14 protein-coding genes are annotated in these 12756 nt (G+C 43.4%); 4 read left to right on the forward strand and 10 right to left on the reverse strand.

What is annotated here, in order from left to right; genetic code table 11:
* Window positions 1-118: 118 nt before the first annotated feature.
* A complete protein-coding gene (locus B3Q63_RS00240) occupies window positions 119-1120 on the forward strand; it encodes an LLM class flavin-dependent oxidoreductase (protein ID WP_349676418.1) in 1002 nt (333 codons plus the stop codon).
* A gap of 48 nt (window positions 1121-1168) precedes the next feature.
* Window positions 1169-1321 (forward strand): hypothetical protein, encoded by a 153-nt coding sequence (locus B3Q63_RS00245; protein WP_296172379.1) that lies wholly within the window; start codon window positions 1169-1171, stop codon window positions 1319-1321.
* A gap of 113 nt (window positions 1322-1434) precedes the next feature.
* Here the strand turns inward: B3Q63_RS00245 and B3Q63_RS00250 are convergent, their stop codons facing one another.
* From B3Q63_RS00250 to ispF, 7 genes are all read right to left on the reverse strand, one after another.
* Entirely contained in the window at window positions 1435-2454 is a 1020-nt protein-coding gene (locus B3Q63_RS00250; RefSeq protein WP_296172382.1) for an ornithine cyclodeaminase family protein, read from the reverse strand.
* Window positions 2455-2547: 93 nt separating this feature from the next.
* Complete coding sequence (locus B3Q63_RS00255; protein WP_201618630.1) at window positions 2548-3507, reverse strand: AEC family transporter; 960 nt, start codon at window positions 3505-3507, stop codon at window positions 2548-2550.
* 160 nt (window positions 3508-3667) lie between these two features.
* Window positions 3668-3874, reverse strand: a complete 207-nt coding sequence (locus tag B3Q63_RS00260; RefSeq protein ID WP_296172388.1) for a ChaB family protein — start codon at window positions 3872-3874, stop codon at window positions 3668-3670.
* Window positions 3875-4062: 188 nt separating this feature from the next.
* Window positions 4063-5958, reverse strand: coding sequence for a tRNA uridine-5-carboxymethylaminomethyl(34) synthesis enzyme MnmG (gene mnmG, locus B3Q63_RS00265; protein ID WP_201618632.1), 1896 nt, complete (start codon window positions 5956-5958; stop codon window positions 4063-4065).
* Window positions 5959-6216: 258 nt separating this feature from the next.
* Window positions 6217-6750: a hypothetical protein gene (locus B3Q63_RS00270; protein ID WP_296172392.1), complete on the reverse strand. Its 534-nt coding sequence runs from the start codon at window positions 6748-6750 to the stop codon at window positions 6217-6219.
* Window positions 6751-6963: 213 nt separating this feature from the next.
* The gene (gene grxD, locus B3Q63_RS00275) at window positions 6964-7314 is read right to left on the reverse strand and encodes a Grx4 family monothiol glutaredoxin (RefSeq protein ID WP_025653310.1); all 351 of its coding nucleotides are present in this window, start codon (window positions 7312-7314) and stop codon (window positions 6964-6966) included.
* 121 nt (window positions 7315-7435) lie between these two features.
* Window positions 7436-7978 (reverse strand): 2-C-methyl-D-erythritol 2,4-cyclodiphosphate synthase, encoded by a 543-nt coding sequence (gene ispF, locus B3Q63_RS00280; RefSeq protein WP_296172400.1) that lies wholly within the window; start codon window positions 7976-7978, stop codon window positions 7436-7438.
* Between the two features lie 271 nt (window positions 7979-8249).
* Between ispF and mnmA the strand changes: the two genes are divergently transcribed.
* Entirely contained in the window at window positions 8250-9476 is a 1227-nt protein-coding gene (gene mnmA / locus B3Q63_RS00285; protein WP_296172402.1) for a tRNA 2-thiouridine(34) synthase MnmA, read from the forward strand.
* Between the two features lie 10 nt (window positions 9477-9486).
* Here the strand turns inward: mnmA and B3Q63_RS00290 are convergent, their stop codons facing one another.
* Together B3Q63_RS00290 and B3Q63_RS00295 are read right to left on the reverse strand one after the other, a co-directional pair.
* On the reverse strand, window positions 9487-10260 hold the full coding sequence (locus tag B3Q63_RS00290; protein WP_296172405.1) for a hypothetical protein: 774 nt from the start codon (window positions 10258-10260) through the stop codon (window positions 9487-9489).
* A gap of 137 nt (window positions 10261-10397) precedes the next feature.
* Window positions 10398-10754 (reverse strand): hypothetical protein, encoded by a 357-nt coding sequence (locus B3Q63_RS00295; protein WP_271133140.1) that lies wholly within the window; start codon window positions 10752-10754, stop codon window positions 10398-10400.
* 196 nt (window positions 10755-10950) lie between these two features.
* On the opposite strand from B3Q63_RS00295, the gene purB reads away from it, so the two are divergent.
* Window positions 10951-12342 carry an adenylosuccinate lyase gene (purB, locus tag B3Q63_RS00300; RefSeq protein ID WP_296172413.1) on the forward strand — a complete coding sequence of 464 codons (1392 nt, stop codon included), beginning with the start codon at window positions 10951-10953 and terminating at the stop codon, window positions 12340-12342.
* A 137-nt stretch (window positions 12343-12479) separates the two neighbouring features.
* Here the strand turns inward: purB and B3Q63_RS00305 are convergent, their stop codons facing one another.
* Complete coding sequence (locus B3Q63_RS00305) at window positions 12480-12671, reverse strand: NF038104 family lipoprotein (RefSeq protein ID WP_183617888.1); 192 nt, start codon at window positions 12669-12671, stop codon at window positions 12480-12482.
* Between the last annotated feature and the right edge of the window lie 85 nt (window positions 12672-12756).

Consider the following 12756-nt stretch of genomic DNA (forward strand, 5'->3'; position numbering starts at 1 on the left):
CTCTATAACTGCCCCATCATATGAGCTATTGAATCATCAGCCTGCTTTTCATTCCTGATATTTAAAAACTAACTATAAAAACGTCGTTACAAGGCGACAACTTAAAAATAGGTGAATCATGAGCAACACAATTCCATTATCATTTTTAGATTTAGCACCCGTACCCGAAGGCAAAACCATCGCTGAAGGCATTGCCCAAACCGTTGCTATCGCGCAGCAAGCAGAAAAATCTGGTTTCAACCGCTATTGGATGGCCGAGCATCACAATATGCCGGGTATCGCTAGTGCAGCGACATCGGTGCTATTATCGCACATCGGTAGCCAAACCAAGCGCATACGTATCGGGGCTGGTGGCGTCATGCTGCCCAATCATGCACCGCTTATCATCGCTGAGCAGTTTGGCACTTTACAAGCGTTATACGGTGATCGTGTCGATTTAGGTCTAGGCCGCGCGCCAGGTACCGATGGTGCAACATTTCAGGCGCTGCGCCGTCAAATGCAAGATGCTGATCGTTTCCCGCAAGACGTCCAAGAGCTCATGTATTTCTTAGGTGATGGCACCGATGACAGTCCTGTGCAGTCATTCCCAGGGGCGAAATCAAACATTCCTATTTGGATATTGGGCTCGTCACTGTTTGGCGCGACCTTAGCGGCACATTTGGGGCTACCATACGTCTTTGCCTCACATTTTGCCCCGCAGATGCTTGGTCAAGCCATCACTGCTTATCGCGAACAGTTCAAACCATCAGCGTATTTGGACAAGCCTTATGTGATGCTAGCGGCAAACTTATTACTTGCCGATGATGATGAAACCGCACAATATCACTTTACCTCAGCGCAGCAAAGCTTTGTGCGTCTACGCCGAGGCGAGCGCGGACAAATGCCAATGCCAACTTATGATATGGATAGCATCTGGAGTCCTGCTGAGAGAATGATGGTAGACAATGCTTTATCCGTGTCATTTATCGGTTCTGTAGAAACGGTCAAATCGAAACTTGCGAAATTCCTTGCGCAGTATCAGCCAGATGAATTGATTGTCACTGCCAACGTTTACGACCAAGCAGCGCGTTTACGTTCACTGGAACTTGCACCTGAGCTAAACTTGTTTACTTTACAATAGACCGCCCCGCTCGCATAATTATTGATAAGCCCTAATGAGATTACGGTCATGGAACCCTCTACTTTTATCGGTTCATCAATATTTTTATATATCGTGGCATTTATTGCGGTGATGGTTATGGGCAGCTATTTAACCTATCATATTAGCCCCAAGCGCAAACAGCGTCTTGCAAGCAAACGCCGTAAAGACAATATTAAATAACTATTCTCGATGTTAAAAGCCCCCTTTTCTAATTTGAAACGGGGGCTTTTTTAATGATAGTAATGATTAAGATAGCAAAGCTTAGTTGTTAGCTTTATACGCTATCAGTCGTCTCACCAATCAACTGCCGCGCCAAAAGCTTTTTGCTTGGCTTGTTTTGCTACATATAAAGCCACGGCCGCATCAAAGCTTGCCGCGCCGACTGACTTAAACAAGGTAATGCCCGGCTCTGATTTTACGATCTCTTTGGTGACGAGCGCTTGCAAATCACCACTAAGGTCACTCCACGTCCATGTACAATCCTCGCTATCGTGCGCTTGAATTAAGTCACCGGCTTCATGGCGACTACATACCAAGTCATCAACCACCACCATATCACTGTTGGCGATAACCTCATTGCTTATCTCTTTCATCGACGGCTGATATGCTCCAACCGCATTGATATGAACCTCAGATTTGATATGTTCACTATCAAATAAGCCTTCCGTCGCCCGTGTCGCCACGTTGATAATATCGGCATCACAAATAGCGTCATTGATATCTTTGCAAATGCTTATGTCAACCTTCCACTGGCTATAATCACGCTCAAAACGCGTTTTAAATTGCTCAGCGCCTTCACTGCTTCTATTCCATAAATAGACCGTTTTAATTTCAGGACGTACTGTCAATACCGCATGCAATTGCTCATAAGCCATGCCGCCGCAGCCAACCACTGCCACGCTTTGACAATCAGGCTTTGCCATATATTTGGTTGCGATACCTGATAACGCCGCCGTACGCACTTGGGTAATATAAATGCCATCCATAATCGCTAATATGGCGCCCGTATCATTATCGGATACGGTAATAAGGGCGGTGGTGGTTGGCATATCGCGGCTAGGATTATCAGGGCAAATGGTCACCAATTTCACGGCGGTATATTCTTTTTCCCCATCATAAATCGTCGCTGGCATCGATAAATGCGAGCCTGAGCTGTGTTTATCATCTTCGCTAAACGTCTCAATGACCAAACGCTCAGGGGCTTTAACCCATTCAGGGTGCACAGCTTGTTGATGTAACATTGCTTCGATAGCGTCAATAGCCGCTTGCATATTAAGATGTTCGGTCACGACCGCTTGATTTAATAACTGCACGTTGAGTGCTCCTTTTTATCAGTTTATTATTTACTTTATATCCATCATTTAACACGACGATTTAACACAATGATTGGCGCTATATCTACCCTGCTACATCCATCCTAAAACACGTAGTATCGCCGCACCAATCGCCATACCAAACATTCCTACTACCGTTGTAAATGCTAAAATGTTGGCAGCCAATATATCATTCCCGCCCATGGCCTTTGCCATCACATAACTGGCAGCCGCCGTCGGTGACGCCGCCATTAAAAACAGCACACCCATATGCATGCCCGATAAACCAAAACTTAACCCAACGGCGATGGCCACAAAAGGCGCAATAACGATACGGCCAATACTAGCCTGCATCGACAGCCCCGACGGATGCAACATCGACTTTAAATCAATACTCGCCCCAGCGCAAATCAGTGCTAACGGTAATGCTACCGCCGCCAGCAAATCGCCCGTCTTATGAATCACACCGGTAATCGGCGGCAGCGGTAACGCTTTATAAGCAAATGCCGCAACCAATGCAATGATTAAGGGGTTGGTAAACAGTTTTTTGACAATCATTATGCTGCGACTGAGCCACGTATCGTCTGCGCTTTTGGACACACGACTCAGGGTAATGACGGCTAAGATATTAAATAATATCGTCACCACCCCCATATAGACGGCGCCAATACTTAAGCCCTGCTCTCCGTAAGCATTGGCGACAGTTGCCAGCCCGATAATCGCCATATTACTGCGAAAGATACCTTGTACAAACACGCCTTGGTCGGCAGGCTTACGGATAAAATAACTGGCATAAATCTCGGCGCCGATAAATAGGATAAAGGTCACCAAAATACCAGCCATGATTAAAATCATTTGCTTAGCATAATCGACCTCACTATCAACGACGCTAAAAAATAACAAGCAAGGCAAACAATAATTAAAGACAAAGCTGGATGCTTGATCGATAAAAGCTTGACTCGCCTCACCGCGCCGCTGCATAAAAAAACCCAACCCCATCAAAAAAAGGTTAGGCAATACAATGGTGATGGCAAAAATAATAGCAGCGGTCATAAATAAGCTCAGGTTAGCAGGGTATCCAAAGCTGTATTGTTAAAAAAATAAAGAACAATGACTAGCAGTTGGTTAAAATCAGTGAGTTTGAATCAGTAAGTTTAAATAATAAAAGGCTGTTTTATTATAGAGTATCTAACGTCGTTATTGATGATTTGAATTAGGACTCTGCTTTTTTTACCCATTTACCGTCCGCATTTTTCTCATAAGTATTTTCGACAGCGGCCCATGCGGTAGCAAACCAGCGTGATTCATCTTCATATTGTTTACTGGCGCTATTAAATGCTGCGCGAAAAATCTCTTGCGCATGCTTAGGCAAGTTGTCTTTTACGGCATCTGGTAATTCTGACAATTTATCGTAAGGCATAAAGACTCTCCTTGTCGGTATTTTTATCCTACTTTTGAACCTTTCCTTTTTTAAAGTATCAAGCTTTAACTCATCAAGCTGTTCTGAAATTGTTAAGTTATTCGCCATAAAAAAAGCCCATAACGATTACTCGTTACGAGCTTTTTTAATAATCATGCTTTGAATCATAACACTTTGCTAAGCAATGATTATGAGTTTAACGCCGCCTGTGCTTTTTTCTGCTTCTTAACGGTCATGGCAAGCAGTTGAATAGCGGCAGGCGTAACACCACTAATGCGTCCCGCTTGGGCAAGCGTGGCAGGGCGAATTTGCGCCAGCTTTTGTACAATCTCATTAGATAACCCTGACACCACACTATAATCAAAATCCATTGGCAATGCAGTATTTTCCAAACGCTTCATCTGGTCGATATCTTCTTGCTGACGGTCAATGTAGCCTGCGTATTTAACAGAAATCTCAATCTGCTCACCGACTTGGCTATCAACCTCTGAGCCCGTGATAGCAGCGATATCATTAAAATGTATTTGTGGGCGTTTTAATAAATCGTAAGCAGTCGATTCTTTAGAAAGCACCTCTCCTGTCTGCTCGGTCACTTGCTGACCTAGAGCATTAGCAGGCGTCGCCCAAATATCTTTAAGACGTGAAGTTTCGGTAGCAATGGCTTCCATTTTTTCTTGATAGGCTTGCCAGCGCACGTCATCTACCAAACCAAGCTTACGACCGGTTTCGGTTAAGCGTTGATCGGCATTGTCTTCACGCAACAGCAAGCGATATTCGGCGCGGCTGGTAAACATACGATATGGCTCAGTGGTGCCATGCGTAATCAAGTCATCGACCAGTACGCCAAGATATGCTTCATCGCGGCGCGGCGTCCAAACGTCAAATTCACTGTTTTCACAGGTGACCAGTGCCGCATTAGTACCGGCTAATAAACCTTGCACGCCTGCTTCTTCGTAGCCTGTCGTACCATTGATTTGACCAGCAAAGTACAAACGGTCAATCGATTTGGTCTCTAAAGTTGGCTTCAAGTTTTGCGGATCAAAATAATCATACTCAATCGCATAGCCGGGACGGGTGATGTGCGCATTCTCTAGACCCTTCATACTATGGATAAAATCTAATTGCACATCAAACGGCAAGCTGGTTGAGATACCGTTTGGATATAGCTCATGCGTGGTCAAGCCTTCTGGCTCGATGAAGATTTGATGACTGTCTTTATCGGCAAAGCGGTGAATCTTATCTTCAATTGATGGACAATAACGTGGACCTACCCCTTCGATTTTGCCAGAAAACATCGGTGAGCGGTCTAGGTTTTCACGGATAATGTCATGGGTACGCGCATTGGTATGGGTAATATAGCAATTGACCTGTTCAGGATGCATGGACACATCGCCCATATAGCTCATCACTGGTAGCGGTGTATCGCCTGGCTGCACTGTCATGACACTAAAGTCAACGCTACGCGCATCGATACGCGCTGGCGTCCCTGTCTTTAGACGTCCAACGGGTAATTTCAATTCACGTAAACGGTCAGCAAGCTTGATAGAAGGCTGGTCGCCTGCGCGCCCCCCTTTTGAATTCTCTAAACCGATATGAATGACACCGCCTAAAAACGTACCTGAAGTCAGTACCACGGTTTGTGTGTTAAAAATTATACCGGTTGCCGTCACAACCGCTGTCGCGCGACCATTTTCGACCAAGATATCATCAGCCGCTTGTTGGAATATATCCAAATTTGGCTGATTCTCTAACGTATGACGAATGGCGGCTTTATAAAGAATACGATCCGCTTGCGCACGCGTGGCACGAACTGCTGCACCTTTACGACTATTTAACACGCGAAACTGGATACCAGATTTGTCAGTCGCCAATGCCATGGCGCCGCCAAGCGCATCAATCTCACGCACCAAATGCGACTTACCAATACCACCAATCGCAGGGTTACAGCTCATCTGCCCCAGCGTCTCGATATTATGCGTCAAAAGTAAAGTTTGCGCCCCCATACGTGCGGCCGCCAGAGCAGCTTCTGTGCCAGCATGACCGCCGCCGATCACTACCACGTCGTAATTTTTTGGGTATTGCATGTATGCCTCACTTGACTCTCAACGCAACCGTGAGCCAGAGGCTATGGTTAAATAGCATGGCTGCCGGTAAATAAACGTCAGTCGAATTTAAAAAGAGATAACGACTCAGATGAGCCATTAAAGATAGGTTAGATAGCCGGTAATTATAACAATTTTTTGCCGCTGAAAAAACGTTATACGAAAAACTATTTAAATTAACTATTATTGCAATTGGCTATCAAGGCATATCAATAGAAGCTTGATGAACCTAGGTGGGATTTATTTACCAGGGCTGAGCGGTACAATACGGTCGGAGTGCCCACTTGCCAGCATATGATGGCTGCCATAACCTTCTGGATTAATCTGCAAATAGGCATTCATCTGCCCAATAGCATCACCATCATCGCTGGCCAAGACTTGCTCTTTAATCATCTCAACTGGCGGCAACGGCAAGTTTTTTAACAAGGCCAAACGCTGAGCGTTATCGCCTTTATTGACCACAAGCTCGATAAGTTGACGCGCATCGATGGGTAAATCTGGGGTGTTTTGTGCCAATAATGCCAAATGATAGGCACCGGCAGCATCTTGATCAGCGACGATACGCTGCTCAATAGCAATATAAGTCGCCTCGGTTGCACCGCCTGCCACGCTTAGCTGATGGATACATTTAAGGGCAGAATTTGGCTCATTATCCGCCATATCGATTAAACGGGTTGATTCGTTTTTTAAATGCTCGCGGCGTTTTTCGATGGCTGCTTGTTCAGCCGCCTCTTGTTGCTCCGTTAATTCCGTGTTTGTTAATTGATTATTCATATAATTCTCTCTTTTATGCAAAATATATTTATCTTGCACACTATATGGGGCTAAAAGCTATAAAAACAATAAATTGCATAGACAATAAAAAACCCGAATAGCCATTCCAATCTACTAAAGAAGGCTATTCGGGTTTAGTGTGCTTCAATGCTTCAAAAATGCTTCAAACTATTTATTGAGACATATAAACTGCCCAATAAACGCGCTTAAATATTAAGCAGCAGGACTATTGGCTTCAACCAAAGGTTTAAGCTCGCCTGATTGGTACATTTGTAAAATGATGTCTGAACCGCCCATCAACTCGCCGTCGATCCATAACTGTGGGAACGTTGGCCAGTTAGCAATCTTTGGCAATGTTGCACGGATTTCTGGATTTTCTAAAATATTAACAAAGGCGAATGGACGACCGATTTGCGTCAAAACCTCAATCGATTTGGCAGAAAAACCACACTGCGGGAACTGCGGCGTGCCTTTCATATAAAGAATGACTTTATTGTCTTTAATTTGATCACGAATCAGCTGTTCAACATCGTTTGCAGCAGTATTTGGGGTTTGCTCACTCATAAAAGCTCCTATGTATTAAAACTATTTATCAAAAAAAGATATTTCACATTAAATTTGGCATGTAGCTGCTACATGGGGCGATTGCCATTATATTGCAACCATCATAGATCATTATCAGGGATTAAGCGTCCGACACATTAACATCAGAAACATAATCGCCCGCCAGATTTGTATTCGGCACCAATAATACCATGGCATTGGCCATGATGCCCTCTTGGCGACCGGTAAAGCCCAGTTTTTCAGTCGTTGTGGCTTTAATGCTGACATTACTCACATCAGTTTGCAAGTCACTGGCGATATTTTCGCGCATCGCTTGATTATGCGGTGCCAATTTTGGACGCTCACACATGACGGTAATATCGGCATTGCCTAAAGTATAACCAGCGGCTTGCACTTTACCATACACATAACGGAGTAGGACGCGCGAATCCAAACCGGCGTGCGCCGCATCGGTATCTGGAAAATGCTGCCCAATATCACCGAGCGCCAATGCGCCAAGCAGCGCGTCAGCAAGCGCGTGCAACACCACATCGCCATCAGAATGTGCAAGCAAACTATGGGTATGCTCTATCGGCACACCTGCCAGTATCACATATTGCTGCTGCTCGCCCGTATTATGAAACGCATGGACATCGATACCTTGACCAATTTTTATCATTATCATTCCAAGTGAGTTAAGGGTGATTGAAATAATTTAGAACCACTATCTAAATTTCTAAAGCGGTTTTACGCTCAGTAAGCGCGCATAGGTCGCCACCGCTTACAATTAACTGTTATAATATGACGCTTATTTTATCACAATACCCAGACCAAAATACCCCGTCCAAAAAACGAGATGACCTTATCAGCTGACTAAGTCTATCACTCTTAGCCGTTTTATTGATAAATAGCGTCATGTCACACTTTGGATAACGTATAAATTGTTGAGCAATTTTATGTCAGCCACGCCAAACACCGCAAACCTACCCGTTTCAGATTCTTTTAGCGTCCATCGTCCTTTGACGCTTGCCGATATCGACAATCCTAGCAGCAAGCACGTCATCGTCGGTATGTCAGGCGGCGTCGACTCTTCCGTATCGGCCGTTTTGCTCCAGCAAGCAGGCTTTAAAGTGGAAGGTCTGTTTATGAAGAACTGGGAAGAAGATGACGGCACCGAATACTGTACGGCAATGGATGACCTAGCAGACGCGCAAGCGGTGTGTGACAAAATCGGTATCAAGCTGCATACCGCCAACTTTGCCATGGAATATTGGGATCGCGTTTTTGAGCATTTCTTAGCAGAGTACAAAGCCGGACGCACCCCAAATCCAGATATTTTATGCAATAAAGAAATCAAGTTTAAAGCGTTCTTAGACTATGCACTGACCCTTGGCGCTGATTATATTGCCACCGGTCACTATACGCGCCGCAGCCTGAACTATGAAAATAACAACGGCGAAACCGTCGCCCAGTTATTGTGTGGACTGGATAATAATAAAGACCAAAGCTACTTCTTACATGCGGTTGGTGGCGATAAAATCGCTAAGACGCTATTCCCAGTAGGTGAGCTTGAAAAACCAGTCGTGCGTCAAATTGCTGAAGAGCATGACTTGGCGACAGCTAAAAAGAAAGACTCTACTGGTATTTGCTTTATTGGTGAGCGCCGTTTTAAAGACTTTTTACAACAGTACTTGCCGGCGCAAAAAGGCGATATCGTCACCGACGACGGTCATGTGATTGGTCAGCATGATGGCTTGATGTATTATACTTTAGGTCAGCGCGGCGGCATCGGTATCGGCGGCGTCAAAGACCGTCCAGAAGAACCGTGGTTTGTATTGGCAAAGGATTTGGACAAAAACCGTTTAATCGTTGGTCAAGGTCATGAGCATCCGATGCTAATGAGCAATGAGCTACAAGCTTATAAGCTTGACTGGGTCGATGGCTTGCCGCCTGCCGATATTTTTAGCACGGAAGGCTTACGCTGCATGGCAAAATCTCGCTATCGTCAGCCCGATCAGGCCTGCCGTGTTTATACGCTAAATGATGATGGCTCTGAGGTTCGTGTGCTATTTGATGAGCCGCAACGTGCCGTTACTCCTGGTCAATCAGCAGTATTTTATATCGATGAGGTGTGTCTTGGTGGCGGTGTGATTGCTGTTATTGATGCGCCTTGTGGGTTTTAATTCTTAGGTTTTACTCAATTACTGAATAAATATTATAAGTCAATTGAGCGATTGGCTGAAGCTCTGAGGTAAATTGATAAAAGCGAATATCATAGCTTCCTGAAGTCCAGCCATCATATGGTTTAAAACTTACCCAATTCTGGTTACTGTCGGCGATAATATTCTTTTTCTCAAATAATAGCACTTGCCCTGTTTGATTGTTGACCCATTTTACAAAAACAAAAGGGCTAGCAGGGGCTTTACCATCTGTGTCCAAATGCGCAAATAGTTTAGTATCTTTATTTAGGGTTGATGTATCTAAAGAGTTTGGCGGCATTACTTGACTTAAAGATAATTTGACATCGCCTACTAAGGGTTGATTGTCATTTGATTTGTATAGTTCTTCGACAGCTCGCTGGGCAAACCGTCTTTTATCTGAGATAACATCACTGGAGCCTTTTGCCATAAATTTATCAACATACTGACCTAAGACGTAATCCGGCATATCATTAACGATATTTATAGCTTGCTGCTGTGAGTAATCATTAATAGAGGGAGATGAGACCTTTGTGTTTGGATCAGCTGATAATTTTCCTGCGCCTATATTATTTGCGTAACTCTCTAACTCCACTAAAGTATTACTTACTTGATTAGAGCCATTTTGATTATTTGTGTCTATAGGGGTTTGCCGCTTTGTCTGCATAACCCGATCCATTTGCTGTTTGGTCATAAACAAATAGGTGCTTAAAACACCAAATAAAAAGGCAACAAGAACAGATGAGATAAATAAGGTTTTGTCTTTCATAAGATATCAATGGTTTAATACTATAGTTGATTGAGTTGAAGACTTCTGATTATAACTTTTAGAACATAAAAAAAGCATCCACTACCCGTGTGAATGCTTTTAAAAATAAATCGACTTATCTTTTAAGCCGATAGATATTATTTAGCACATTGAACTATATAACCATTAAAGTTGAGGCTACCAGCAGATATTCCCCCTGAAATTTTTGAGCCTAAAGTAACAGTATTGCCCGAACATTCATAGCTACTCTCTTTACCGCCATTAACATTCGGAATTGCGAAAGTACATGTGCCTTCTCTAGGTACATATACATTGTTACCTTCAGATTTACATTTAGCAATACTAGGCTTGGGAGGAGTTGTAGGTTGTGTATTCGGAGTTGTGGGTGCTGAGTTAGAGCCCGTGTAAGATGAACCACTACTATCTGAGTCACCACCACAAGCAGTTAAACTCAAAGTAGATCCTAATAATAAGACGCCCAATAATTTATTCATTGTTTGTTCCTGGTTTGATATGAGTTTGAGTTAATCCGGCAATATATCACTAGCTATTTATCAAGTAAACATTATTTTACTAATGTGATATTTGTTTTTTAACTTAATCTTATTTATAAACAGGTTATAATTGTGCCATTAAAATTTCTGTACTGTGTTATTTACTATTTTATTTACTATTAAATGAGGCCCCTTCATGACTCCACTTACCGCACTCTCCCCAATCGATGGCCGCTACGCATCTAAAGCCGACAGCTTGCGTCCTTATTTATCTGAATTTGGTCTGATTAAAGCCCGCGTTACCGTCGAGATTCGCTGGTTACAGTCATTGGCGGATAATAGCGCGATTGGTGAGTTGGCAGCGTTTGATGCCGATACCAATGCCTTTTTAAACAGCATCGTTGATGACTTTAATGAAGCCGATGCGCAAGCCATTAAAGATATCGAAGCGACGACCAACCACGATGTAAAAGCGGTTGAATATTTTATCAAAGACAAATTCCGCGGCAATCAGCAGTTAGAAGATAGCTTAGAATTTATCCACTTTGCTTGTACCAGTGAAGATATCAATAACTTGTCATATGCGTTAATGCTAAAAGACAGCCGCGAAATTGTCGTTTCTAAAATGCAGCAAGTAACCGACAGCATCGTTGACTTGGCTATTACTCATGCTGACCAGCCAATGTTGTCACGTACGCATGGTCAAACTGCCAGCCCAACGACGCTTGGTAAAGAGATGGCAAACGTCGCTTACCGTCTAGCTCGCCAAATTAAGCAAGTGAATCAAGTAGAACTATTGGGTAAAATCAATGGCGCGGTCGGTAACTATAATGCGCACTTCTCAGCCTATCCTGATGTTGATTGGCAAACTCATGCTGAGCAATTTATCAATGAGCGTTTAGAATTGACCTTTAATCCTTATACCACGCAAATTGAGCCGCATGATTATATCGCTGAATTGTTTGATGTGGTAAGACGCTTCAATACTATTTTGATCGATTTTAACCGTGATATTTGGCAATATATTAGCTTAGGCTATTTCAAGCAGCGCCTAAAAGATGGTGAAGTGGGTTCTTCTACCATGCCGCATAAAGTCAATCCGATTGATTTTGAAAACTCAGAAGGTAACTTGGGCGTGGCAAATGCGATGCTTGCTCACTTAGGTGAAAAATTACCGATTTCACGTATGCAGCGCGATTTATCAGACTCTACCGTACTGCGTAATATCGGTGTTGGCTTAGCTCAAAGTATGATTGCCTTTGATGCTTGCCTAAAAGGTGTGAGCAAACTTGAGTTAAATGCGCAGCGCTTAAATGATGATTTGGACAATGCCCAAGAAGTGTTGGCAGAGCCGATTCAAACGGTCATGCGTCGCTACCGTGTCGAAAACCCATACGAGAAGCTAAAAGCTTTAACCCGTGGCAATGCCATGACTCGTGAGGCCATGCTAACCTTCGTTGAAAGTGATGAGTTGAATGCTGTGAGCGATGCGGATAAAGCGCGCTTACGTGAAATGACGCCTGCCACCTATACCGGTAATGCAGCTGAGCAAGCACGTACAATTAAAGAGTGGATTGCTAAGATTTAATAAACGCTGCAGTTACCTTAAAAAAAGATATCAATGACTATGCATTGATATCTTGCTAAATAATTGACCTTACTTTGAATGCTATGATTTATCCTTAAAGATGCGTCTTTAGAGGTACATAGCTTTTGAGTAAGGTTTTATTTTTTATCCTTTTTATCTTCGTCATCACTATCGCCCGGTATGATGGCTTTACCGACAGCGACGGTGCCTTTGACCACGCCTTTGGTGGTTTTATAAGCGATTTTAGCGGGTACGGTCACTATCTTATGGACACAAGCTTGTAATAAAAACACGCTAGCGATAATGACGATAAAATGCAATTTTTTCATAAACTTCCTACGATTGATGGAGTGTTCTGACAGTAGCTATTGATATTGACACTGTAATACTCACTATCAGATAGGCAATAATCAT

The sequence above is a fragment of the Psychrobacter sp. UBA2769 genome (genome assembly GCF_002352555.1).
Taxonomy (GTDB): Bacteria; Pseudomonadota; Gammaproteobacteria; order Pseudomonadales; family Moraxellaceae; genus Psychrobacter; species Psychrobacter maritimus.